Genomic DNA, 23489 nt, shown 5'->3' on the forward strand with positions numbered 1-23489 from the left:
CGGGCGGGCCGGCCTCGGTGGCCCGGGTGCTGGCGCGACGGAAGGCATCGCCGCTGCCGCCGGTGCTGCGGCCGCCGCCACCACCGCCGGGGCGCGAGGCGTCGCGGGCACGCTGGGCCGCCTCTGATTCGACCTTGCGGACGGCCTCTTCCAGCGACAGCCGTTCGCGGGTGATCTCGGATTCGGAGAGCGGCGGCTGCACGCTGCGCAGCTGCGCGATCAGTGCCGTGCGCGCCCGCTCATAGAGCGCGCGACGGCTTTCGCCGGGAGCGTTGGGGTCCAGGGCGGCAATAGCGCGGGCGATCAGCGGATAGTAATCAGCCATTTCTACTCAACTATACGCGCGTCCCGGTAAGATATCGTTAAGCCTCAAACGGATTTTGCACCAGGATAGTATCTTCGCGTTCGGGGCTGGTGGAAAGCAGCGCGACCGGGCACCCCACCAATTCCTCGATCCGGCGGACATATTTGATGGCCTGGGCCGGCAGTTGGGCCCAAGACCGTGCATTGGCGGTCGGCTCCTTCCAGCCCTCGATGGTCTCGTAGATCGGCTCGACCCGGGCCTGGGCGCCCTCGCCGGCCGGGAAATGGTCGATCTCCACGCCGTCGAGCTTGTAGCCGGTGCAGACCTCGATCGAATCGAAGCCGTCGAGGATGTCGAGCTTGGTCAGCGCGAGGCCGTTGATGCCGCAGGTGCGGACCGCCTGGCGGACCAGCACGGCGTCGAACCAGCCGCAGCGGCGGGGCCGCCCGGTGTTGGTGCCGAACTCGCGGCCGCGCTCGCCGATCTTGCGGCCGATCTCGTTGTCCTGCTCGGTCGGGAACGGACCCTGGCCGACGCGGGTGGTGTAGGCCTTGCACAGGCCGAGCACGTAGCCGACGGCGCCCGGCCCGAGGCCGGCGCCGGTCGCGGCCTGCGCCGCCACCGTGTTGGACGAGGTGACATAGGGATAGGTGCCGTGGTCGACGTCGAGCAGCGCGCCCTGCGCGCCCTCGAACAGCATGCGCTTGCCGGCGCGCCGCTCGATGTCGAGCAGGCGCCACACCGTCTCGACATAGGGCAGCAGCTGCGGCGCCAGCGCGCTCAATTCCTTCAGGATCTCCTTGCCGTCGAACTCCGGCAGGTTGAGACCGCGGCGCAGCGCATTGTGGTGCGCCAGCAGCCGGTCGATCTTGTGCGGCAGGGTGTTGAGGTCGGCGAGGTCCATCAGGCGGATGGCGCGACGGCCGACCTTGTCCTCGTAGGCCGGGCCGATGCCGCGGCGCGTGGTGCCGATCGCGGTTGCCGCATTCGCGGATTCGCGCAGGGCGTCGAGCTCACGGTGCAGCGGCAGGATCAGGGTGACGTTCTCGGCGACGCGCAAGTTTTCCGGGGAGACCGCGACGCCCTGCGAGCGCAGCTTGGTGACCTCGTCGAGGAAGGCGGCGGGATCGAACACCACGCCGTTGCCGATCACCGACAGCTTGCCCTCGCGCAGCACGCCGGAGGGCAGCAGCGCAAGCTTGTAGGTCTTGCCGTTGATGACCAGCGTGTGGCCGGCGTTATGGCCGCCCTGGAAGCGGACGACGATGTCCGCCTGCTCCGACAACCAGTCGACGATCTTGCCCTTTCCTTCGTCGCCCCACTGGGCGCCGACGACGACAACGTTGGCCATTCGCGGGTAATCCCTGTTCAATCTGTCTTCAGGAGGCATGATCCTCGCGGAAAACCGGTGCCCACTTTTCCGGGATCATGCCTGACGCCCAGCCGATCCGCGGCCCAGGACCGCTCGCACGCAAGGCAGCCAACCGGATAAAGGAAGCGGCCCCTCTAGGCAAGCAAGAACGGGGCTTTTTCGAGGTCCCGAGGCCGGTCCAAGCCCTTGATATCCCCTTAAAATCTCGCAACCTTTGGGGCCGGCGCCGGGGCTTCGACCAAAGCCTGAGAAGCCGCCTCCGCCGCTGCATGGTCGCGATGCATCCGCCCCCCGTTGATGCAACCGCGATTTCCGTGTCTTTGAGCCAGGCCGGGCGATTGAAGCCGGCCCGGACATCGCCGGGCCGGGGCCTCGGCGCATGATGCGGGGCCATAACAACCACAATGTCCGCCACCGGCCAGACCACGAGCGCCGACACATCCGGTCACAACTGGGTCGCCAACCAGCCTTACCTGCTGCTCAGCATCACCGCGCTGTGCTGGGCCGGCAACGCCATCGTCGGGCGGCTCGCCGCCGGCCACATCCCGCCGGTGACACTGTCGTTCCTGCGCTGGCTGTTCGCCTTCCTGCTGGTCCTGCCGTTCGCCTGGAAGCATCTGGTGCAGGACTGGCCCGCGATCCGTGGGCGGCTCGGCCTGATGGTCACGCTCTCGATCACCGGCATCGGCGCCTTCAACACGCTGCAATACTGGGCGCTGGAGCATACGCAGGCGCTCAACACGCTGCTGCTGCAGTCGGCCGCGCCGCTGCTGGTGGCGCTGTGGTCGCTGGTCATCCTCGGCATCCGCCTCACCGCGGCGCAGGCCTTCGGCGTGCTGCTGTCGATGTGCGGCGTGCTGACCATCCTCCTGCACGGCGACTTCACCACGCTGTCGAACATCGAGTTCAACAAGGGCGATCTGATCTTCCTGCTCGCGCTTCTGATCTTCGCGCTCTATTCGGTGCTGAGCCTGAAGCGGCCGGCGATGCACGGCCTGTCGTTCCTCGCCTTCACCTTCGGCGCCGGCGCCGCGTGCCTCATCCCGCTCCAGATCTGGGAACTCTACGCGCGTCCGGTGATGAAGCTCGATGCGCCGAACCTGCTCACGCTGTTCTATGTCGCGGTGTTCCCCTCGACCCTCGCCTATCTCTGCTTCAATCGCGGCGTGCGCCTGATCGGCGCCAACCGCGCCGCGCCGTTCTTCCACGTGGTGCCGGTGTTCGGCTCGATCATGGCGATGGTGTTTTTGGGCGAGCACCCGCAGGTCTTCCACTTCATCGGCTTCGCGCTGGTGCTGTCCGGCGTGTTCGCAGCGTCGAGGAAGCAGGCGAGCTAGTTTATTCCCTCTGCCCGTGGGAGGAGCGAAGCACGCACTGCATCAAGGACGCGTCCAACATATTAGCCGCGGGCGCCGCTCCTCGGCCTGCTCGCGCATTGTAGCATTGCGGCGGCGTGACTTGTGTCATCACGACAATCCGGCGCAAGCTCGTATCCGACGCCAATGACGATTGCTTCGCCCGCGCCACCGGCCGCCAATCCGGCCAGCTGGCTCAACAACCAGCCTTATCTGCTGCTCAGCCTGAGCTCGCTGTTCTGGGCCGGCAACATCGTGCTCGCGCGCCATGTCGGCGCGCATGTGCCGCCGCTGACGATGACGACGATCCGCTGGTTCGGCGTGTTCCTGATCCTGTTGCCGTTCGCCTGGCCGCATCTGAAGCGCGACTGGCCCGCTTTGCGCAGGAGCCTGCCGCTGATGCTGTTCCTGTCGCTGGTGGGATTCGCCTTCAACAACGCGATCTCGTACTGGGCGATGCAGTACACCGAGGCGCTGAATGCGCTGCTGATCCAGTCGGCAGGCCCCCTGTTCGTGGCGCTGTGGTCGCTGGTGCTGTTCGGCGTGCGGCTGACCGGCGGGCAGCTCGCCGGCATCGCGATCTCGCTGCTCGGCGTGCTGATCATCATCCTGCGCGGCGATCTCGCGGCGCTGGCCAGCATCAGCTTCAACCGGGGCGATCTCATGTTCGCCTACTCGCTGATCGCGTTCGGCCTCTACTCCGCCTTCATCCCGCGCCGGCCCAAGATCCACCAGCTGTCCTTTCTGTCCTTCACCACCTGCTGCGGCGCGATGATGCTGCTGCCCACCGCGATCTGGGAAGCAATGAGCGGCCGCGTCCTGCATTTCGATGCGCTGACGCTGGCAACGCTGGGCTACATCCTGATCTTCCCGTCGACGCTGGCTTATCTCTTCTTCAACCGCGGCGTCGCGCTGATCGGCCCGAACCGGGCCGCACCGTTCTTCCATCTGGTGCCGGTGTTCGGCTCGGCGATGGCGATCCTGCTGCTCGGCGAAAAGCTGCAGCCGTTTCACCTGATCGGCTACGCCCTGGTGCTCGCCGGCGTCGTGATCGCCTCACGCCAGGGTTCTGCTGCGAAGTAAATTCCGCAAGGCGGACACGCGATAAGTCTCGTGTCCCGGACGCGATGCAACGCGAAGCGGTGCAGCGCAGAGCCGGGACCCAGTCTGCCGCAAATGTGGGCCCCGGTTCAGCAGCGCATCACTAACGTGCTGCGCTGCGCCCGGGGCACGAGACCTCGCGACAAACTCCCGCCTTCCGATTCCAGCGAAGAGAAGCTAGGTTCCCCGCCAACGAAAAAGAGGGAACGTCCAGACATGCTTTCAGCGTTGATTCGAAACCTGCGCATCATCGGCACGGCCGCGCTCTGCCTCGCCGCGTCCGCCGCTCAGGCCGACAATTACCCCAGCCGCAACATCACGCTGGTGCTGCCGTTCGCGGCCGGCAGCGGCACCGACACCACGACGCGGCTGATCTCGCAGCATCTGTCGCAGGCGCTCGGCGTCGGCATCGTGATCGAGAACAAGGCCGGCGCCAACGGCATGATCGCCGCGACCTTTGTCGCGCGCGCCGCACCCGACGGCTACACGCTGCTGGTGACGACCAACACCACGCATTCGGCCAACCCCTATCTGCTCAAGAGCCTCACTTACGATCCGGTCAAGGATTTCACCCCGATCGCGCGCACCGGCGATCTGCCCTTCATGCTGGTCATTCATCCTGACGTCCCCGCCAAGACCGTCGGCGAGCTCGTCGCCTACGGCAAGGCCAATCCGGGCAAGCTGAGCTACGCCTCTGGCTCGTCCTCGGCGATCGTGTCGGGCGCGACTTTCGCACACAATGCCGGGCTCGACCTGTTGCACGTGCCCTACAAGAGCTCGCCGCCGGCGCTCAACGACGTCATGGGTGGCCGCGTCTCGATGATGTTCGTGGACATCCTGACCGGCCTGCCGCACGTCAACGGCAACGCGCTCCGCGCTCTCGCCGTCACCACCAAGGACCGCTCGCCGCTGGTGCCGAACCTGCCCTCGATGCAGGAGGCCGGCGTGCCCGATTTCGACATCTCGTCATGGCAGGGCTATTTCGGTCCCGCCGGCATGCCGAAGGAGATCGTGACGCGGCTCAACGCCGAGATCCGCAAGATCGTCGAGAAGCCGGAGATCAAGGCGCAGCTGGCGACGCTCGGCATGGACGCCTTCTCCGGCACGCCGGAGCAGCTCGGCACGTTCGTGAACGAGCAGCTGGTGCTGTGGGAACGGCTGATCCGGGACGCGGGGATCGAGAAGCAGTGAAAGCAGGATGGAAAGCTTTTGAGGCGACGCGCAAGCGCCTCATATGGCGTCACTCCGCTCGCTTGGCCATATGCCCTTGCGCACCCGCGACGCAGGGGTCGGGCCAGGCGTCGAGAAGATCTGCTCGACTTCGCGGCGCATCGTATCGTGGCATTCGCAGGCCGCGGCCGCGAGCCGCAGCCGGTCGACCTCGATTTGCCCCCGTCGCTCCGATCTAATCGCTCCGGACGCACGCAGATTGCGCATCAGCAGCGTCACCGTCGTACGTCGGACACCGAGTATCTGCGACAATGCCTCCTGCGTGAGGGGGAGAACGTCATGATCGAGGCGGTCGCGAAGGTGGAGCAGCCAACGCACCATGCGGGCCTGGACCGGATGCAGCGCATTGCAGGCCAGCCCGAACTGAAACTGGACCAGCATCGCCTTGACGTGAGTCTGGACCGCGTGGCGGATCGCGGGGCTCTGATTGAAGGCGGCGTGAAAGCGTGTCGCGGGCATCCGCGAGGCGATGCCCGCCGCACGAACGACGGCGGTAATCGCCGAAGGCGACGATCCCAGCACGGAGAGACTCCCCACAGCCCCCTCGCGCCCGACCGCTGCGGTGGCAACCGTCTGCCCGTTCGCCATATCGATCATCAACGAGATGGCCCCGCTATGGGGGAAGATGACGTGGTCGACCCGATCACCCGGTCGCGACAGCACCGCATCCTGATCGAGCGTGACCACCTCAAGCTCGGGCGCGAGTAGATCAAAGTCCGCCGACGGCAGTGAGACCAAAAGGCGATTGCGAACTTCGCCGGAATGAATCACTGCGGCCGACTCGCTGGGAGGCATCCAGCGCCTTCGCCATTCGAGGCGGCGCGGAACGGCAGCCCTATCATTTGCTTGAAACTACCTTCTGTACGCACAACAACATGCAATTCACCCAGAGTCGCTTTTCCTCATCGTCGGCCTCGCGATACGCGCGAGCAATGCCCAACTCGATTTGGATGCAGGCGCGCGCGACAAGAAACAATTGCAAAATGCGTATGGGTAACACCGTAGTGCGGTGCACAAGTTCCAATTTCCAGCATGCGGCAAAAGCTGCTGCCATCCCGAAAGGGAGTCGAATTGGCCCGCAGCACATCGTAATCGTTCGACAATGCACGCAAGCGGGCATCGAGAAGCAGTGAGAGTCACAGGACGCCGTCATCGTCCGCCTTGTGCGCAATAGCGCGCCGGGGCGGGCGATCCAGTATTCCAGAGACAGCGAGGCTAGAGCCGAGAGGCCGCGGCGTACTGGATGCCCCGCCCCCGTGCGCAATTGCGCACCAGGCGGGGCATGACAGACGACAAATTCAGACAAACTCAAAAGAAAAAGGTGGGCACGACGCTTTCGCGTCTTTGCCCACCCTGCGAATTCAGCGCGAGAATTTACGCCGCACGGACCTTGGCGAGGAAGCCGTCCACCGCGTTGCGCAGCGCGCCGGACTGACTGTCCAGCTCGCGGGCGTTGGTGAGCACGGTTCCGGCCGCGGAGCCGGTCGCTTGCGCGGCCGAGGTGACGCTGCCGATATTGGCGTTGATCTCGCTCGAGCCGGCCGCGACCGACTGGATGTTGCGGGCGATCTCGCGGGTCGCTTCGCCCTGCTGCTCGATCGAGGCGGAAATGCCCGCGGTGATCTCGCTCATCTCGGCAATGGTCTGGGTGATACCGCCGATCGCGGCGACCGCATCGCTGGTCGAGGTCTGCATCGCCGCGACCTGGGCCGAGATTTCCTCGGTGGCCTTGGCGGTCTGGTTGGCCAGCGCCTTGACCTCGGAGGCGACGACGGCGAAGCCGCGGCCGGACTCGCCGGCGCGTGCCGCCTCGATGGTGGCGTTGAGCGCCAGGAGATTGGTCTGCGCCGCGATCGAATGAATGAGCTTGACCACCTCGCCGATCTTCTCGGCGCCGGTGGAGAGCTCCTGCACGGTGGCGTTGGTGCGCTCGGCATCGCTGACGGCACGGCTCGCAACCTCGGTCGAGCGCGTCACCTGGCGGGAGATTTCCGCAACCGAGCTCGATAGCTCCTCGGCGGCGGCCGCGACGGTGCCGACATTGCCGGAGGCCTTTTGCGAGGCAGCGCCGACCGTCGCGGCTCGCGAGGAGGCATCGCTCGCGGTCGCGGTCATCGATTGCGCCGTGGTCTGCATGCCGGCTGCGGCCGAGGAGACCGAGCGGACGATGCCGTTGACGCTGCGCTCGAAGTCGTTGGCGATCTCTTCCATCGCGCTGCGACGCTCCGCCGCGGCGCGCTCCTTGGCGTCCGCCTCGGTCTTCTCGAGGTCGCGGATGCGGACCGCATTGTCCTTGAAGATCTGGACGGTCGCGGCCATCGTGCCGACCTCGTCGCCGCGGCCGACGCCGGGAATCTCACCCTCGAGCTTGCCGTCGGCGAGATCCTTCATGCGGGCACCGAGCAGCGCCAGCGGACGGCTGATGCTGCGACCGATCATCCAGGCGACGCTGCCGGCGACGATGACGATGCCGAGCATGGCAAGGCCGAGCAGCCAGTAGACCGGGCCCATCTTCTGGTCGATGTCCTCGAGATAGGCGCCCGTGCCGAGATACATCTCGAAGCCGGGGACGGCGACCGCGTAGCCGAGCTTGCGGATCGGCTTGTCCTGGCCGGGCTTCATGTATTCGTAGAACAGCAGGATGTCGCCGTTGGCCTTGACGCCGTCCATGATCTCACGGGACAGCTTGCGGCCGTTCGTCTCCACGTCCATGCGGTTGGCGCCGATCTGCTTCGGATCGGGCGCGAGCTGTGTGACGCCGTCATAGGTGGTGCCGAACAGATAGCCCGAGCCCTTGTCGTAAGTCATCGCGTTGCCGTAGCGGCGCAGCTCCGCGAGCGCGGCGTCCTTGGTCATCTCGCCGGCATTGACCCGCTTCATCAGCGTCGCGGCATAGTTGCGAGCCAGCTCGACGATCGCCTTGGTCTGGTCGATGCGCGCATTCACCATCTCGCGCTTCATCAGATAGCCGGCGAGAACACCGGAGATGCAAAGGCCGAACAAGGTGACGCCGACAAGGATGCCAAGCTTGGGGGCGATCTTCAGATTGCTCAACTTCACGGGATAGCTCCGGCAAAAAAAGGGATACGGGCACGCGAGTGAATCGATCGAAATTGAAACAACTTTTAGGGAGGGACCCTTAGCAAGTTACTTACGCGCCTCCGTAGAAGCCCTGACGCTGCCGACAAAACCGGCAATATTCGCAGGTCCGGACAACCGGCAATTGTACGCACCCGCCTCGATTTCGCGTAAAAGACGCAAAGGCCCGGGAGAAGGCCGGGTCACAACAAGAAACCAAATCGGGAGCAGAGAATGCCGAAATACAGGGTGGTGACGCCGAAGGGTGCGAGCTTCACGGTCGCGGGCAGCGATTATTCCTACGAGCGCGAAGCGCTCGATCCGATCGATGCCGAGATCGTCGAAGCCCCCGCCAACGAGGCCGAGTTCATCGCCGCCGCAAAGGATGCCGACGCCATCTACGCCAAGGGCATCCCGATCACCAAGACCATCATCGACAGCCTGCAGAGCTGCAAAGTCATCACGCTCGGCTCCGTCGGAGTGGACAGCGTCGACGTGAAGGCCGCCACCGCCCGTGGCATTCCCGTCACCAACATTCCCGACACCTTCATCGAAGAAGTCGCCGACCACGCCATGATGCTGCTGCTCGCAGGCTTCCGCCGTCTGGTCGAGCAGGACCGCATGGTGCGCGACGGCCGTTGGGCCGAGGGCCGGCCGGCGCTGCTCAAGATCCCGAGGCTGATGGGCCAGACCCTCGGCTTCATCTCGTTCGGCCGCGTCGCGCGCGCGGTTGCGAAACGCGCGGCGCCCTTCGGCCTGCGCATGATGGCCTACGATCCCTTCATCCAGGAGACGCTGATGTACGACCACGGCGTCATTCCCGCGACGCTCAACGAGGTGCTGTCGCAGTCCGACTTCGTCTCGATGCACGCACCCGCGCGGCCCGAGGTGCACCACATGCTGACCGAGAAGCACTTCCGGCAGATGAAGAAGGGCTCGGTCTTCATCAACACCGGCCGCGGCGCCACGGTGGACGAGGAGAGCCTGATCAAGGCGCTGCAGGAGGGGTGGATCGCGCACGCCGCCCTCGACGTGCTGGAGAAGGAACCTCCGTCGCACAACAATCCGCTGCTCGGCATGGAGAACGTGACCCTGACCGCCCATGTTGCCTCGGCCTCGGCACGGTTCGACGAGGCGCGCAAGCGCCGCGTGGGCTACGAATTGTCACTGGTGCTTCAGGGCATGTGGCCGGTAAGCTGCGTCAATCCGTCGGTGCTGCAGAACACCGCGCTCCGCCGCTGGCAACCCGTCAGCATGGATCGCGGGCCGAACAGCTAGGCGGCCGGCGCGACAAGCGCCGGAACCGGAAGACCCTTCACCGGCGATCAACGCCGGGAAGGGAACATATAGGGAGGTACTGATGAGGAACGACATCACACGTCGTGATGCCTTGGCGCTGGGCCTGTCCGCTGCATCGCTCGTGGCCACCGGTGCTGCAGCGCAAACATCCAATATCAAAGCTGCCGACGTTTCGGCACCCAAGCTCGAGATCGAGAAGGGCGCATCGCTACGCATGCTGCGCCCGGTGCGCTTCGTCCAGGCCGACGAGGACGTGTTCCGCGCCAACGCAGCGAAGTTCACCAAGGACACCGGGGTCGAGGTCAAGGTCGACTTCGTCGGCTGGGAAGACATCAACCAGCAGACCGCGGTGACCTCGAATTCCGGCGCCGGCCCCGACATCATCATCGGCTTCTCCGACGCGCCTCATATCTACATCGACAAGCTGATCGAGCTCACCGACGTCGCAGACTATCTCGGCAAGCGCTATGGCGGCTGGCTGCCGCTGGCGCAACGCTACGGCAAGAAGAACAAGAGCGAGGCCTGGATCGGACTGCCGTTCGGCGCGACCGCGGGTCCGCTGATCTACCGCAAGTCCGCCCTGCAATCGGTCGGCTTCGACAAGGTGCCGGAAGACCATGCCGGAATTCTCGACCTGTGCCGCAAGCTGCACAAGGCCGGCAAGCCGGCCGGTTTCGCGCTCGGCAACGCCAAGGGCGACGGCAACGGCTTCGCCAACTGGGCGCTGTGGTCGCACAACGCCTCGCTGCTCGACGAGGAAGGCAACGTCACCATCAACAGCAAGGAGACGATCGCCGCCCTGAACTGGGTCAAGGAGGTATACCCGACCTTCATCGCCGGAACGCCGTCATGGAACGATGTCAGCAACAACCGCGCCTTTTCCTCGCAGGAGATCTTCCTGACCGCCAACGGCGTCTCGCTGTATTTCTCGCTGAAGAACGATCCGGCGACGAAGGCGATTGCCGAGGACAGCGAGCATCAGCTGCTGCCCAAGGGCCTCGCCAAGGTCTCTCCGATGGCTGGCCTGACGCTGAACGCCATGGTGTTCAAGCATAGCCCGTACCCCAACGCCGCCAAGGCCTTCCTGCAATACATGCTGGAAAAGGATCAGTACGAGCCGTGGCTCAATGCCAACTCCGGCTACTGGTCCCAGCCGCTGGCTGCCTATGCCGAAGCCGCCGTGTGGTCGCAAGACCCCAAGGTGAAGCTGTTCAAGGACACGATGAACAGCACCTATTATGACGGCTACAAGGGCCCGATCTCGACGGCGACCGGCGCGGTCAGTGCCGATTACGTGCTGATCCAGATGTGCGCCTCCGTCGCCACCGGCGCTGCCACGCCGGAAGCCGCGGCCGCGGAAGCCGAGCAGCGCTGCAAGCGCTACTTCCGGCGGCAGCGGTAGAGCCCGTCATTGCAAGCGAAGCGAAGCAATCCAGTCCGTCCCCGCAGCGACAGCCTGGATTGCTTCGTCGCTAAAGCGCAAAATTGCTACGCAATTTTGTCGCGAGCTTCCTCGCAATGACGACGTGGTGAAAGCCTAGAACAGGACAACACATCGATGTCCGTGACCACCCTCTCCTCCTCCGCCGCACTAGCGCGGCGGCAGCCGAACTGGATCGTGCGGCTGTTCGACTACAAGCCGTTCCTGATCGCGATGTGCCTTGCGCCGGCGCTCGGGCTGCTTGCCGTCTTCCTCACCTATCCGCTCGGCCTCGGCGTCTGGCTCGCCTTCACCGACACCACGATCGGCCGGCGCGGCATCTTCGTCGGCTTCGAGAATTTCCAGTATCTGCTGACCGACCCCTTGTGGTGGAACGCGGTGTTCTACAGCGTGTTCTACACGGGGGTCGCGACCTTCGGGAAGTTCGCGCTCGGCTTCTGGCTGGCGTTGCTGCTCAACAACCATTTCCCGTTCAAGAGCCTGCTGCGCGCCATCGTACTGCTGCCCTGGATCGTGCCGACGGTGCTCTCGGCGCTGGCGTTCTGGTGGATCTACGATCCGCAGTTCTCGATCATCTCGTACCTGCTGGTCGACGTGCTGCATTGGAAGTCGAGCAATATCGACTTCCTCGGCTCGCCCTGGCCGGCGCGGTTCTCGCTGATCGCCGCCAACATCTGGCGCGGCATTCCCTTCGTCGCGATCTCGTTGCTGGCGGGCCTGCAGACCATCTCGCCCTCGCTCTACGAGGCCGCGATGCTCGACGGCGCCAGCGCCTGGCAGCGCTTCCGCTACATCACCTTCCCGATGATGATGCCGATCCTCGCCATCGTCATGACGTTCTCGATCATCTTCACCTTCACCGATTTCCAGCTCGTCTACGCCATCACCCGCGGCGGCCCCGTGAACTCGACGCACCTCTTGGCGACGCTGGCGTTCCAGCGCGGCATCGCCGGCGGCGAGCTTGGCGAGGGCGCCGCCATCGCGGTGTCGATGATCCCGTTCCTGGTGTTCGCGACGCTGTTTTCCTATTTCGGCCTGGCGCGCCGCAAATGGCAGCAGGGAGAGGCCAATGACTGACACCGTCGCGCAACCGACCACCGTCGCCGACGCGAAAGCGCCGCCCGACACCATGGCCTGGGATTCCGGGCTGCGACGGCTGATGATGATCTACCTGCCGCTCGGCTGCTTCGTGCTGATCCTGCTGTTTCCGTTCTACTGGATGGCGATCACCTCGTTCAAGCCGAACGCGGAGCTGATGAACTACAAAGACAACAACCCGTTCTGGATCTCCTCGCCGACGCTAGCCCACATCAAGCATCTGCTGTTCAACACCGCCTATCCGCACTGGCTGAAGACGACGATGCTGGTTGCGATCGGCTCGACCACGCTGTCGCTGATCGCGAGCACGCTGGCGGCCTATGCGATCGAACGCCTGCGCTTCCGCGGCAGTCCCTATGTCGGCCTCGGCATCTATCTCGCCTATCTCGTGCCGCCCTCGATCCTGTTCATTCCGCTCGCGACCGTCGTGGTGCAGTTCGGCCTGTTCGACTCGCCGATTGCCCTGATCCTGGTCTATCCGACCTTCCTGGTGCCGTTCTGCACCTGGCTGCTGATCGGCTATTTCAAGTCGATCCCCTACGAGCTCGAGGAATGCGCCCTGGTCGACGGCGCGACGCGGCTGCAGATCCTGCGCCGGATCACGCTGCCGCTGGCGGTGCCCGGCCTGATCTCGGCCGGCATCTTCTCCTTCACGCTGTCCTGGAACGAGTTCATCTACGCACTCGCCTTCATCCAGAGCGGCGCCAACAAGACCGTGCCGGTCGCGATCCTGACCGAGCTCGTCACCGGCGACGTCTACCAATGGGGTGCGCTGATGGCGGGCTCGCTGCTCGGCTCGCTGCCGGTCGCGATCTTCTACTCGCTGTTCGTGGACTATTACGTGTCGTCCCTGACCGGCGCGGTCAAGGAGTAGATCGCGACTGCGGCGTTTGGCCCGATTTCACAAAACTGCAACATGCGATCCGCATAAGGCGTGCGTCCGTTAACAGGAGACGCACATGCGCGCGACTTTTCTCAGCACCGTCGCAACGATCATTCTCACCGCGAGCACGGCGCTCGCGCAGAGCGAAGGCGAATTCCCGGCCAAGCTCGCCGGCCACGTGGTGATGCCGGCCGCCACCTTCATCGACGCGCCCGCCGACGCGCCGGCCGATCTCAAGACCTCGGGCAAGTACACCACCGGCAAGCGCGTCGACGCGCTCGGCACCGTCATGGGCAAGTCCTATGAGCGTCCGACCGGCGTGTCGCTGCCGTTCAAGGGCCAGCCGCTGCAGGGCCATTCCGGCATCAAGCACATGCCCGACGGCAGCTACTGGGTGATCACCGACAACGGCATGGGCGCGCGCGCCAACTCGCCGGATTCGATGCTGTACCTCAACCGCTACAAGATGGACTGGGCGAACGGCAAGATCGAGCGTCAGGAGACCATCTTCCTGCACGACCCCGACAAGAAGGTGCCCTTCCGCATCGTGCATGAGGATACCCAGAAGCGCTATCTCACCGGCTCGGACTTCGACACCGAAGGCTTCCAGATCATCGGCGAGAATTTCTGGATCGGCGACGAGTTCGGCCCCTACATCCTGAAGGCGGACAAGACCGGAAAGATCCTCGGCGTGTTCGAGACGGTGGCCGACGGCAAGCCGGTGCGCTCGCCGGACAACTGGGCCGTCGCGACGCCCGGCGCGCCCGGCGCGACCTACACCAACGTCAATCTCCGCCGTTCCAAGGGCTATGAGGGCTTCGCCGCGTCCAAGGACGGCAAGTTCATCTACGGCCTGCTCGAGGGGCCGCTGTGGGATGCCGACAAGAAGGACTGGGAGAAGGTCGACGGCAAGGAAGCCTCCCGCATCCTCGAATTCGACGTCGCCGCCGAGAAGTTCACCGGCCGCTACTGGCAATATGTGTTCGAGCAGAACGGCAATGCCATCGGCGACTTCAACATGATCGATCAGGCCGCCGGCCTCATCATCGAGCGCGACAATGGCGAAGGCACCGCCGACAAGGCCTGCCCGCAAGGCCAGCGCGGCGAGAACTGCTTCCCCGACATCGCCAAGTTCAAGCGCATCTACAAGATCGAGCTCTCGGACGCCAATGTCGGCAAGCCCGTACGCAAGATCGGCTACATCGACCTGATGAAGATCCAGGATCCCGACAAGAAGGCAAGGAAGCCGCTGAATGACGGCGTCTACACCTTCCCGTTCTTCACCATCGAGAACGTCGATCGCGTCGATGACACCCACATCATCGTGGGCAACGACAACAATCTGCCGTTCTCCTCCAGCCGCGATCCCAACAAGGCCGATGACGACGAGTTCATGCTGCTCGAAGTCGCGGACTTCCTGAAGGCGAAGTAAGCTGACGCTCTCTCAACACGGTCATCGCCCGGCTCGACCGGGCGATCCAGTACGCCGCAGCGCCAGCGATTGAGCCGTGAGGCCTCGGCGTACTGGATGCCCCGGTCCCGTCTCCGCCAAGGCTACGCCGGGGCCACAAGTGTACCCGGCCCGCCGGAGCTTTAGCGAAGGCGGCAAGCCGGGGCATGACAGAGGCCGCTACCGGATCGAGAACGAGATCGGCACGGTGAAGCTCATCGTGGCGTGCGTGATCTCCGCTGGAAACGCAGGAAAGGGCTGCGCCCGGCGGACCATCGCCATGGTCTCGGCGTCGAGTGCCGAATAGCCGGACGAACCGGCAAGGCGGCTGCCGAGAACCTGGCCGCTGCGACTGAGCGTGAAGCTGAGCCGCGCGACACCGTTCTCGCCGGCGGCTTTCGAGGCCGGCGGATATTGCTTGAAGCGTTGCAGATGCGCCGCCACCATCTGGTTATAGGACGCGATTGCCGCCGCCGATGCGCCCGCGCTCACGGCCGATGCGGCCGGAGCCTGCCGCTCTGCGCGCCCCGAGGCCGTGGTGCGTGGGGCCGGCGTCGCATGGCTCGGCTTCTTCGCCTCGGGGCGAACCACCTTCGGCTTGACCGGCTCAGGCCTGGTCTCGGTGACGACCTTGGCGGACTCCGCCTCCGCCGGCTTCAGCTTCTGCTCGGGCGGCGCAACGACCTCCGGCTTGTCCTGCGGAGGCGTCGGCGCAAGGGTCTCTTCAACGGCCTGCGGGGCCGCCCGATCCGGTGGAGAAGCGTCCGCCTGCTCCATCACCGGCCCCGGCGCGAGGTCGAGCGGGGTCGACTGCGGCGCCGACGTTACCGGCGACATATCCACCATGATCGCCGGCAGGCTGACGCCCTCGTCCGGTTGCGACCTAAGCCAGTTCGACGCCAGCAATGCAGCGGCGACATGCAACGCCACGATCACTGCCCCCGACACACCCCAGCGCGTGGTCTCACGCTCTCGGAGCGGCTCGTGCAGGGCGAAGGCGTTCGCGGCCATCAGCTGCGTCCGTCGAGGCCGACGAGGGCGACTTTGAGATAGCCGGCGTTGCGCAGGGTGTTCATCACCTCCATCAGGTCGCCATAGGAGACGGCCTTGTCGGCGCGCAGATAGATACGCTCGTCCTTGCGGCCCTTTGTGACGGCATCGAGCGAGGTGCTGAGAGCGTCGCGACCCACGATGTCTTCGCCGACCGCGACCGAAAGGTCCGGCTTCACCGTGACGAAGACCGGCTTGTCCGGCCGCGGCGCCGGCTCGGCGGCAGTTGCCGGCAGCTCGACGCCGATGTCGACGGTGGCCAGTGGGGCTGCCACCATGAAGATGATCAGCAGCACCAGCATCACGTCGATGAACGGCGTGACGTTGATCTCATGGGTGACGTCGAGATCGTCAAGGTCGCCGCGCTTGCGCGGCGATCCGGTGCGTGCGCCGAGCTTCGCAGCCATGGCCTACTCCGCCGCCCGGGCCAGGCGGAACTCCCTGTGGTCGCGCTGACGGCTGACCAGCAGCATCAGCTGCGCCGAGGCGTCGCCGAGCAGAGCCCGATAATTGGCGATACCGCGGACGAGATGATTGTAGATCACCACCGCCGGAATCGCGGCGACGAGGCCGAGCGCGGTCGCAAGCAGCGCCTCCGCAATGCCCGGCGCGACCACGGCGAGGCTGGTGGTGTGGCTCTCGGAGATGCCGATGAACGAGTTCATGATGCCCCAGACCGTGCCGAACAGGCCGACGAAGGGTGCGGTGGCGCCGATGGTCGCGAGCACGCCGGTGCCGCGCGCGATCTGACGGGACATCGCTGCCTCGACCCGCTCCAGCCGCAACGCGATGCGCTCCTGGAGGCCGTCATCGACGATGCCGCCGGAGAGCTCTGCCTCCTTCGCGCAGGACTGGATGAGCTGGGCGACGGCATCGTGCGCATCTCCGGTCCGCTCCGCCGCCTCCGCCAGCTTCATCCTGCCTTCGAGCGCGCGCGTGCGCTCGACGGCGAGCGCGCTCTTGCGGCGGAGCTCGATGCTCTTGGCGAGCCACACCGTCCACGTCACCAGCGAGGCGATGGCGAGCCCCACCATCACTGCCTTCACGACGATGTCGGCGCCGAGAAACATGCCCCAGGGCGACAGATTGCGCGGCAACAGCGCCTCGTCGATCGCCAAGGCCGGCGCCGGCGCGAGCGTCAGCGCGGTTGCCAGAATCACGTGCCGAAGCCCGAAATTGCTCTGCATCCTGATCTCCCGACAGAAAGAAGCTACGCCGCGATCCGATCTGCGAGCTGACGGAACCGCTCCAGCTGGTCGGCACGCAGCGCCCGGGTCTCGTCGCGGCCGACGAAGACCTTGAACATGATGCCGCCGTCGGCATTGACGAAGGCGATGAAGGCCGAGCTCTTGCCCATGAAGGGCCGCTCGACGAAGGCAACGGCCGCACAACGCTCGTGGCGGAGATGGCCGTGCAATCCCTTCGGCTGCATCAGGTTGAAATAACCGCGGCCGACCTCGCCCACCGGCACGGCTCCGGTGAACTCGAAGATCGCATCATCGGTGTGGACGATCAGCGTGACCTCGCCCCACGCCGCGATGTCCTGCATGGCCGCGGCGAAATTCTCGCCGCCGCCGATGCGCACCATGGACGGCGGCAGCGCCTCGATCACCGCACGCGGTGTGACCTTGCGCTCGCGAGCGACGTCCTCGATCACCGCGCCGGGATTGTCGGCCATATGCGCTCTGAGATCGGCAAGATCCTTGCTCAGCATGTCCTGCTCCTCCGCCTGCCGCGATCTAAGCAGCCGCGTTCGTCTTGCGCTCGGTCATGATGACCTCGAAGCCCTCGAACTTGGGGTGGCCGAGATAGAGGCTTTCCCCGGTCTTGTTGTCGGCGCGCGCATGGGCGCGGCGGAATTCCTCCGACTTCGTCCAGGCCTCGAAGGCCGCCTTGTCGACCCACACCGTGTGCGAGGAATACAGCGTGTGGTCGTCAGTGACCGGTCCCTTGAGCAGATGGAATTCGACGAAGCCCGCCATGCTGCCGAGATAGGATTCACGGGTGCGCCAGACGGTCTCGAACGCGGCTTCCGAGCCGAGCTTCACCTGGAAACGATTCATGGCGATGAACATAAAGGTCTCTCCTTGTTGAAGACGAAAACGCGCCGAAGCCGCGCTGGAGCATCAGCGCGGCCCGGCGGATGTTTATGGTGTTGCGGCGCCTCTCGGCTTACGCACCTCCGAAGTGGATCTTCATGCCGGCCTTGTAGACCCGGCCCGGGCCCGGGCTCGACCACAGCACGTCGTTCTGCGACGTGCCGTCGGTCGAGCTGCCGGGAATGGCATAGGGCCGGTAGTACTGGTTCAGGAGGTTATCGATCGAAGCCGTGAACACGATGTCCCTGGTCGCATTGTAGGTCAGGTACAGGTTGACCAGCTCGTACCCGGTCGCAGGCAGGTAGCCGGCGGGCACGTCGTTGTTGGGACCGTACGAAGCCCACTGCGCCGACAGGATCAGCGTGCGGTCGAGCAGGCGGACACCGCCGGTCGTGACGACCTTGCGCGGGGTGATGGTCGCAAGCCCGATATTGGTCGCGACGTTCTTGCCCTGGATGTAGTGGCCGGCGACGCCGACAAACCAGTTGCCGGCATCGTACATCGTCTCCGCCTCGAAGCCCTGGATGCGGGCCCGCGCGATGTTCTGATACTGGTAGTATTGCGCGAACGAGCCAACACCCGGGAACGTCACGAAGCCAAACGAGACAAGGTCGATATAGTCGCTGACGTCGTTGCGGAACAGGTTGATCTTGCCGCGGAACGAGTCGGACGCGGTGAAGATGTTGTCGTATTTCAGGTTGAAGCCGACTTCCTTGTTCTTGCCGACTTCGGGACGAAGGTTTGGGTTGGGCAGGAAGCAGAACAGGCCGACGGTGCCGTCCGGACAGGGGAAGAGAGCCGGTCCGCCACCGGTCGCATGAGCGCCGGAGATCACGGTTTCAGTGATCGACGGAGCGCGGTAGCCTTCGGCATAGCTGACATAGGGCTGGAAGCCGGCGACGGGCGTGACACCCAGGGTGATCTTGGGCGAGAAGCGATCGCCACCACCGCTGGTCTTACCGGAGTCCAGATCATAGCGGTCATAGCGGATCGCGCTCACCGCCTCGAACCAGGTGCCGTAGTTCTGCTTCAACTGGACGAAACCGCCCGACACGGTGCGGATGCCGCTCGGCGTGGTGATGTTCGAGTTGCCGCGGCTGTCGGTCGTGATCACGTCGTCCTGGAAGGCGTCGACGCCCCAGGTAACGGCATTGCGCCAGTCGCCGACGTTGAAACGCGTGGTGTTATTGACGTCGATGCCGTACGTATTGAGGACATAGCCGCGCTTGTCGCCGACGCAGCCGGAGATGTTGTTGCCGAAATTGCCGGTACCACAAAGGGCCGCGCCCGACGTCGAATAGTGATAGGTCTTGGTCTGGTCGTTGTCGACGCGATTGCCATAGACCGACATGTGCCAGTCGAACAGATTGTCGCTCGGCAGCGAATAGTTCCAGGTGATGGTGCCGGTGTAGTTCTTCGCATCGGAGGCGTAGACCGACGAGCCCTGATAGAGCGCGCGCTGGGCCGGGGTCGCCACCGGGCCGCGATTGAACTGGCCGATATCGTATTGATAGTCCTGGAACGCGGCACCGAACTTGACCTCGTGACCGAGGGCGGGGCGCACCGTGAGCTTCATCAACCCGGCCTCGACCTGGTTGCCGGTGTTGCCGATCTCGGTGCCGTTGCCGTCCTTGTAATTGCCCTGCGTGCGGTAGACCGCGCCGCCGAAGATATCGACCTCGGGGGTCGCGCGCACGCCGCCGAAGACAGAGCCGAGGCCACGGTTGTTGTTGGAGCCGTAGGAGCCGGAGAGATCGACGCCCCAGCGCTCGCCGGGACGCAGCACGTCGTCGATGTCCTTGGTACGGAACGAGACCACACCACCGATCGCGCCGGAGCCGTAGATGTTGGCGGTGGGGCCGCGCACGATATCGACGCCGCCGATCAATTCAGGATCGAGGAAGAAGGAGCCGTTGGCGTTGTGACCGGTGCGCTGATAATTCTGCCGCGCCCCGTCGACGACGACTGCGACGCGGCCGAAATCCTGCAAGCCGCGGATGTTGATGACCGTCGCGGGATCGTCACCGCGCTCCTGGAACGACACGCCGGGCACAGCATAGAAGATGTCCGACAGCCGGTTTGGCTGGATTCCCTGGATCTGGTCGAGCGTGATCGAGCTGACCGGCGCGAGCGCATCGATGGCGCGCTCCTTGGTCTTGGTTGCGGCGACGGTGATGGTGTCGAGCACCTGAACCGGCGCCGTGCTGCCGGCTTGGGCGCGGGCGTTCAGGGCTTCAGGCGTTGCCTGCTGCGCGACTTGCGGATTGGACGGCTTGCGCCTGGCCTGTTTCGGTGACGCGTTTTCAGCCTGCTGCGAAGCGGTCTGCGCAAAGCCGCTTGCCGGCATCACTGCCGCAATTGAAACCACCGACGCGCCCAAAATCAGGGCGCGCGAATACCTAGCCCCGTCAGCCATATCAGCCCCAGCCTGCACTTCACTTCAATTTTGTTTGTCGTCTGGCTGGCGTGCGCCGCACGACGCGGCGACTGGCTGGCTGATTTTATCAAGGCGCGGACATCCGTCCGCTGCCATATTTGGTTACGTGGCAACACTCTGACGGTCAATGACCGCAGGTTGCAGTTTATATCAATTGTAAATTGGCGCCGTTGGAATGCGCCTGATGGCGCCTATACAAGCAGGCAGCATCTGAATTTACGAAAGCGCATCACACCCAATATGTCGGCCACATCAGGAGACAAGAGCGGCGATGCGGCAGGGCCGACACAAAGCCCTTCTGCAACAACGAGAACACTCACCATGCGAGGAGGCCGGATCGACAGCCGCGAGCTGTTCGCGCATGAGCGCGAGATCATCATCGCACATGGCGAGGACAGCTATCGGCTTCGCCTGACCTCGCAGAACAAGCTGATCCTGACGAAGTAACCTGTAATGACATTTTGTCGCACCCTCGCGAACCTCATGCTCACCGCCACCATCGCGGTTGCGTCCAGCGCACATGCCGCAGGCATCACGGTGCATGACGCGCGTGATCGCGATGTCGCGGTCATCGATTTTGCCCGCACGGTCTCGATCGGCGGCGCCATCACCGAGATCCTCTATGCGCTCGGGCTGGAAAGCCGGCTGGTCGGCGTCGACACCACGAGCCTCTATCCGGCCGCGGCGCTGCACGACAAACCCAACGTCGGCTACATGCGCCAGATCTCGGCCGAGGGCGTGCTCGGCCTCAACCCGACGCTGATCCTGGCGATCCAGGGCTCGGGCCCGCGCGAGACCATGGACATCCTGGAGACGGCGAAGGTGCCGCTGGTGCTGGTGCCCGAGACCTTCTCCGAGGAAGGGCTGATCGGGAAGATCAAGCTGGTCGGCCACGCCATGGGCGTCGATGCGCGCGCTGAATGTCTCAGCGCCGCGGTCGGCGCCGATCTCGCCCAGCTCCGCGCGCTGCGTGCCAAGGTGACGAAGCCGGTGCGCGTGATGTTCGTGATGTCGCTCCAGAACGGGCGCGCGATGGTCGCCGGCCACAAGACCGCGGCCGACGAAATCATCCAGCTCGCGGGCGCCGCCAACGCGGTCGACGATTACGACGGCTACAAGGTGATCGGCGACGAGGCGATCGTGGCCGCAAAGCCCGACGTCGTGCTGTCGATCGAGCGCGGCAAGGATTCGCTGCAGGCCGATGCAGTCTATGCACATCCCGGCTTTGCGCTGACCCCGGTCGCGGCCAACAAGAGCTTCATCACCATGGACGGCCTCTATCTGCTCGGCTTCGGGCCGCGCACGGCGGCGGCGGCGCGCGATCTCTCGGTCAAGCTGTATCCGGCCTTGGCCGATGGCGGCGCATTCACGTCGGCACTGTCGGCGGCGAATTGCCGGCAATGAGCGTGGCGGTCGGGACCGGGGCACGGAGCCTGCGACGACCTGCAGGACGGCGGTCCGCATCGTTCGCGATCCCCCTTCTGGTTGCGGCGCTGCTCGCCACCGCCATCGTTGCCCTGACGGTCGGTGCAGCCGGCATTCCCCTGTCCCGGCTTCCTGCTGCGCTCGGCTTCATCAGCAACACCACCGCCGATGCCATGACGACGCGCGACCAGCTCGTGCTGTGGTCGATCCGCATCCCCCGCATCGCCGCGACTGCGATGGTCGGCGGGCTGCTGGCGGCGGCCGGCGCGATCATGCAAGGACTGTTTCGCAACCCGCTGGCCGATCCCGCCCTCGTCGGCGTCTCCAGCGGCGGCGCGCTCGCGGCCGCGAGCGCAATCGTCTTCACGGATTCACGCTTCGGCGAGGCTTTGCGCTTCCTCCAGACCGAGCTGCTGCCGCTCGCCGCCTTCGCGGGCTCGCTGGCGACCACCGCTATCCTCTACGGCATCTCCAGCCGCTCGGGGCGGACCTCGATCGCGATCTTCCTGCTTGCGGGCGTCGCCATCACCGCGATCGCCAACGCGGGCATCGGACTTCTCGTGTTCATCGCCGATGATCGCCAGCTGCGCGACATCACGTTCTGGATGCTCGGCTCGATGAGCGGCGCGACCTGGGCCAAGGCCACCGTCCTTGCGCCGGTCCTTGTTGTCGGGCTCGCAGCCTGCGCCTTCATCGCCCGCGGCCTCGATCTGCTGGTGCTTGGCGAGGCCGACGCGTTTCACGGCGGCGTCGATGTCGAGCGCCTCAAGCGCATCTCGATCGTCATGGTCTCCGCCATGACCGGCGTCGCGGTGTCCATCAGCGGCGTCATCGGCTTCGTCGGCATCGTCGTGCCGCATCTGCTCCGCCTCGTCATTGGACCTGCGCATCGGCTGCTGCTACCCGCCTCGGTGCTGCTCGGCGCCATCCTGATGGTCGGCGCCGACACGCTGGCGCGCACCATCGTCGCGCCCGCGGAAATGCCGATCGGCATCCTAACCGCCGCCGTCGGCGCGCCGGTTTTCCTCGGCATCCTGCTGCGGCAGCGCGGGCTCGCCGCGCTATGAGCGCCGTGATCGAGGCGCGCGGCCTGGTCAAGCGCGCCGGCCGCGCGACGTTGCTCGATGGCGTCGGCCTGACCGTTGCCGCCGGTGAGATGGTCGCCATCATCGGCCCGAACGGCGCCGGCAAGTCGACGCTGCTGCGGCTGCTCTCCGGCGATCTCCGCCCAAGCGAGGGCGAGGTGCGGTTGAAGCAGCGCGACATCGGCAGCTACACGCCGCGCGAGCTTGCCGCGCGCCGCGCGATGCTGTCGCAGCACATCAATGTCACCTTCCCCTTCACCGTCGAGGAGATCGTGCTGATGGGCGCGGGCGAGCGCGGCGTGCGTGATGCCGCTCCGCTGGTCGACGCGGCGCTGGACGAGGTGGGCCTTTCGCATTTCCGCGAACGGCAATTGCCGACGCTGTCCGGTGGCGAGCAGCAGCGCGCCCATTTCGCCCGCGTGCTGGTCCAGCTCGCCTGCGGCGAGGCCGAGCATGGTCCCGGCCTCCTCCTGCTGGACGAGCCAACCTCGAGCCTCGATCTGCGCCACCAGATCGACCTCGTCGAAGCGGCGCGCCGCCGCGCGGGCAGCGGCACCGCGGTGATCGCGATCCTGCACGACCTCAATCTCGCGATCCGCTTTGCCGACCGGCTCGTCGTGCTGAGCGGCGGCCGGCTCGCCGCGGACGGCCCGCGAGCCGAGGTCGTCACGCGCGAGATCATCCGCGATATCTTCCAGATCGACGCCGTCGTCCACCAAGCCGACGGCGTGCCGTATGTGCTGCCGCAGTCGATGCGGGCGAGCTCGACGCAGCCACGGTGA

21 protein-coding genes and 1 pseudogene are annotated in these 23489 nt (G+C 65.3%); 12 read left to right on the top strand and 10 right to left on the bottom strand.

The features are described from left to right. Together XH79_RS16890 and XH79_RS16895 are read right to left on the bottom strand one after the other, a co-directional pair. Positions 1–325: pseudogene (locus XH79_RS16890) on the bottom strand (hypothetical protein); the annotation flags it as partial. 37 nt (positions 326–362) lie between these two features. Next, positions 363–1655, bottom strand: a complete 1293-nt coding sequence (locus tag XH79_RS16895; RefSeq protein ID WP_212345201.1) for an adenylosuccinate synthase — start codon at positions 1653–1655, stop codon at positions 363–365. Positions 1656–2080: 425 nt separating this feature from the next. Between XH79_RS16895 and XH79_RS16900 the strand changes: the two genes are divergently transcribed. The 3 genes from XH79_RS16900 (at position 2081) to XH79_RS16910 (ending at position 5323) form a co-directional block, all read left to right on the top strand. After that, positions 2081–3013 carry a DMT family transporter gene (locus XH79_RS16900; RefSeq protein WP_271582339.1) on the top strand — a complete coding sequence of 311 codons (933 nt, stop codon included), beginning with the start codon at positions 2081–2083 and terminating at the stop codon, positions 3011–3013. 165 nt (positions 3014–3178) lie between these two features. Continuing rightward, the gene (locus XH79_RS16905; RefSeq protein WP_271582340.1) at positions 3179–4114 is read left to right on the top strand and encodes a DMT family transporter; all 936 of its coding nucleotides are present in this window, start codon (positions 3179–3181) and stop codon (positions 4112–4114) included. Positions 4115–4348: 234 nt separating this feature from the next. Next, complete coding sequence (locus XH79_RS16910) at positions 4349–5323, top strand: Bug family tripartite tricarboxylate transporter substrate binding protein (RefSeq protein ID WP_212345192.1); 975 nt, start codon at positions 4349–4351, stop codon at positions 5321–5323. Between the two features lie 39 nt (positions 5324–5362). Here the strand turns inward: XH79_RS16910 and XH79_RS16915 are convergent, their stop codons facing one another. Continuing rightward, positions 5363–6157: a Crp/Fnr family transcriptional regulator gene (locus XH79_RS16915; protein ID WP_271582341.1), complete on the bottom strand. Its 795-nt coding sequence runs from the start codon at positions 6155–6157 to the stop codon at positions 5363–5365. Between the two features lie 579 nt (positions 6158–6736). After that, entirely contained in the window at positions 6737–8422 is a 1686-nt protein-coding gene (locus tag XH79_RS16920; RefSeq protein WP_271582342.1) for a methyl-accepting chemotaxis protein, read from the bottom strand. Between the two features lie 252 nt (positions 8423–8674). Between XH79_RS16920 and XH79_RS16925 the strand changes: the two genes are divergently transcribed. The 5 genes from XH79_RS16925 (at position 8675) to XH79_RS16945 (ending at position 14593) form a co-directional block, all read left to right on the top strand. Beyond that, positions 8675–9718: a C-terminal binding protein gene (locus XH79_RS16925; RefSeq protein WP_212345184.1), complete on the top strand. Its 1044-nt coding sequence runs from the start codon at positions 8675–8677 to the stop codon at positions 9716–9718. Positions 9719–9800: 82 nt separating this feature from the next. Continuing rightward, complete coding sequence (locus tag XH79_RS16930; protein ID WP_271582343.1) at positions 9801–11141, top strand: ABC transporter substrate-binding protein; 1341 nt, start codon at positions 9801–9803, stop codon at positions 11139–11141. 156 nt (positions 11142–11297) lie between these two features. Further along, positions 11298–12257, top strand: coding sequence for a carbohydrate ABC transporter permease (locus XH79_RS16935; protein ID WP_212345178.1), 960 nt, complete (start codon positions 11298–11300; stop codon positions 12255–12257). Continuing rightward, positions 12250–13152 (top strand): carbohydrate ABC transporter permease, encoded by a 903-nt coding sequence (locus tag XH79_RS16940; protein ID WP_212345175.1) that lies wholly within the window; start codon positions 12250–12252, stop codon positions 13150–13152. Before XH79_RS16935 ends, XH79_RS16940 begins: the two co-directional genes overlap by 8 nt. 85 nt (positions 13153–13237) lie before the next feature. Further along, on the top strand, positions 13238–14593 hold the full coding sequence (locus XH79_RS16945) for an esterase-like activity of phytase family protein (RefSeq protein WP_271582344.1): 1356 nt from the start codon (positions 13238–13240) through the stop codon (positions 14591–14593). A 198-nt stretch (positions 14594–14791) separates the two neighbouring features. On the opposite strand, the gene XH79_RS16950 is transcribed toward XH79_RS16945, so the two are convergent. The 6 genes from XH79_RS16950 to XH79_RS16975 all read right to left on the bottom strand — a co-directional run bounded on the left by XH79_RS16950 (position 14792) and on the right by XH79_RS16975 (position 20176). Next, a complete protein-coding gene (locus tag XH79_RS16950; RefSeq protein WP_271582345.1) occupies positions 14792–15622 on the bottom strand; it encodes an energy transducer TonB family protein in 831 nt (276 codons plus the stop codon). Beyond that, positions 15622–16068, bottom strand: coding sequence for a TonB system transport protein ExbD (exbD, locus tag XH79_RS16955; RefSeq protein ID WP_271582346.1), 447 nt, complete (start codon positions 16066–16068; stop codon positions 15622–15624). Before exbD ends, XH79_RS16950 begins: the two co-directional genes overlap by 1 nt. 3 nt (positions 16069–16071) lie before the next feature. After that, positions 16072–16848, bottom strand: coding sequence for a tonB-system energizer ExbB (gene exbB, locus XH79_RS16960; RefSeq protein WP_271582347.1), 777 nt, complete (start codon positions 16846–16848; stop codon positions 16072–16074). Between the two features lie 23 nt (positions 16849–16871). Next, entirely contained in the window at positions 16872–17375 is a 504-nt protein-coding gene (gene hutX / locus XH79_RS16965) for a heme utilization cystosolic carrier protein HutX (protein ID WP_271582348.1), read from the bottom strand. A gap of 25 nt (positions 17376–17400) precedes the next feature. Next, positions 17401–17736 carry an antibiotic biosynthesis monooxygenase family protein gene (locus XH79_RS16970; RefSeq protein ID WP_271582349.1) on the bottom strand — a complete coding sequence of 112 codons (336 nt, stop codon included), beginning with the start codon at positions 17734–17736 and terminating at the stop codon, positions 17401–17403. Positions 17737–17833: 97 nt separating this feature from the next. Further along, a complete protein-coding gene (locus tag XH79_RS16975) occupies positions 17834–20176 on the bottom strand; it encodes a TonB-dependent hemoglobin/transferrin/lactoferrin family receptor (RefSeq protein ID WP_271582350.1) in 2343 nt (780 codons plus the stop codon). Positions 20177–20437: 261 nt separating this feature from the next. Here XH79_RS16975 and XH79_RS16980 point away from each other — a divergent pair, with 261 nt between their 5' ends. Genes XH79_RS16980 through XH79_RS16995 form a run of 4 tightly spaced genes read left to right on the top strand, consistent with a single transcriptional unit; the run spans position 20438 to position 23489 of the window. Further along, positions 20438–20644 (top strand): hemin uptake protein HemP, encoded by a 207-nt coding sequence (locus tag XH79_RS16980; RefSeq protein WP_245003978.1) that lies wholly within the window; start codon positions 20438–20440, stop codon positions 20642–20644. 6 nt (positions 20645–20650) lie between these two features. After that, entirely contained in the window at positions 20651–21601 is a 951-nt protein-coding gene (locus XH79_RS16985) for a heme/hemin ABC transporter substrate-binding protein (protein ID WP_212345151.1), read from the top strand. After that, on the top strand, positions 21598–22689 hold the full coding sequence (locus tag XH79_RS16990; RefSeq protein WP_271582351.1) for a FecCD family ABC transporter permease: 1092 nt from the start codon (positions 21598–21600) through the stop codon (positions 22687–22689). The genes XH79_RS16985 and XH79_RS16990 overlap by 4 nt, the downstream gene beginning before the upstream one ends. Further along, on the top strand, positions 22686–23489 hold the full coding sequence (locus XH79_RS16995) for a heme ABC transporter ATP-binding protein (RefSeq protein WP_271582352.1): 804 nt from the start codon (positions 22686–22688) through the stop codon (positions 23487–23489). The genes XH79_RS16990 and XH79_RS16995 overlap by 4 nt, the downstream gene beginning before the upstream one ends.

This window comes from Bradyrhizobium sp. CCBAU 45389 (assembly GCF_028128625.1).
Taxonomy (GTDB): Bacteria; Pseudomonadota; Alphaproteobacteria; order Rhizobiales; family Xanthobacteraceae; genus Bradyrhizobium; species Bradyrhizobium liaoningense_B.

Bases quoted from the DNA above. Each gene is read 5' to 3' on its own strand.
- XH79_RS16895 (WP_212345201.1), bottom strand. From the start codon at position 1,655: ATGGCCAACGTTGTCGTCGTCGGCGCCCAGTGGGGCGACGAAGGAAAG.
- XH79_RS16900 (WP_271582339.1), top strand. From the start codon at position 2,081: ATGTCCGCCACCGGCCAGACCACGAGCGCCGACACATCCGGTCACAAC.
- XH79_RS16905 (WP_271582340.1), top strand. From the start codon at position 3,179: ATGACGATTGCTTCGCCCGCGCCACCGGCCGCCAATCCGGCCAGCTGG.
- XH79_RS16910 (WP_212345192.1), top strand. From the start codon at position 4,349: ATGCTTTCAGCGTTGATTCGAAACCTGCGCATCATCGGCACGGCCGCG.
- XH79_RS16915 (WP_271582341.1), bottom strand. From the start codon at position 6,157: ATGCCTCCCAGCGAGTCGGCCGCAGTGATTCATTCCGGCGAAGTTCGC.
- XH79_RS16925 (WP_212345184.1), top strand. From the start codon at position 8,675: ATGCCGAAATACAGGGTGGTGACGCCGAAGGGTGCGAGCTTCACGGTC.
- XH79_RS16930 (WP_271582343.1), top strand. From the start codon at position 9,801: ATGAGGAACGACATCACACGTCGTGATGCCTTGGCGCTGGGCCTGTCC.
- XH79_RS16935 (WP_212345178.1), top strand. From the start codon at position 11,298: ATGTCCGTGACCACCCTCTCCTCCTCCGCCGCACTAGCGCGGCGGCAG.
- XH79_RS16940 (WP_212345175.1), top strand. From the start codon at position 12,250: ATGACTGACACCGTCGCGCAACCGACCACCGTCGCCGACGCGAAAGCG.
- XH79_RS16945 (WP_271582344.1), top strand. From the start codon at position 13,238: ATGCGCGCGACTTTTCTCAGCACCGTCGCAACGATCATTCTCACCGCG.
- XH79_RS16950 (WP_271582345.1), bottom strand. From the start codon at position 15,622: ATGGCCGCGAACGCCTTCGCCCTGCACGAGCCGCTCCGAGAGCGTGAG.
- exbD (WP_271582346.1), bottom strand. From the start codon at position 16,068: ATGGCTGCGAAGCTCGGCGCACGCACCGGATCGCCGCGCAAGCGCGGC.
- exbB (WP_271582347.1), bottom strand. From the start codon at position 16,848: ATGCAGAGCAATTTCGGGCTTCGGCACGTGATTCTGGCAACCGCGCTG.
- hutX (WP_271582348.1), bottom strand. From the start codon at position 17,375: ATGCTGAGCAAGGATCTTGCCGATCTCAGAGCGCATATGGCCGACAAT.
- XH79_RS16970 (WP_271582349.1), bottom strand. From the start codon at position 17,736: ATGTTCATCGCCATGAATCGTTTCCAGGTGAAGCTCGGCTCGGAAGCC.
- XH79_RS16975 (WP_271582350.1), bottom strand. From the start codon at position 20,176: ATGGCTGACGGGGCTAGGTATTCGCGCGCCCTGATTTTGGGCGCGTCG.
- XH79_RS16980 (WP_245003978.1), top strand. From the start codon at position 20,438: ATGTCGGCCACATCAGGAGACAAGAGCGGCGATGCGGCAGGGCCGACA.
- XH79_RS16985 (WP_212345151.1), top strand. From the start codon at position 20,651: ATGACATTTTGTCGCACCCTCGCGAACCTCATGCTCACCGCCACCATC.
- XH79_RS16990 (WP_271582351.1), top strand. From the start codon at position 21,598: ATGAGCGTGGCGGTCGGGACCGGGGCACGGAGCCTGCGACGACCTGCA.
- XH79_RS16995 (WP_271582352.1), top strand. From the start codon at position 22,686: ATGAGCGCCGTGATCGAGGCGCGCGGCCTGGTCAAGCGCGCCGGCCGC.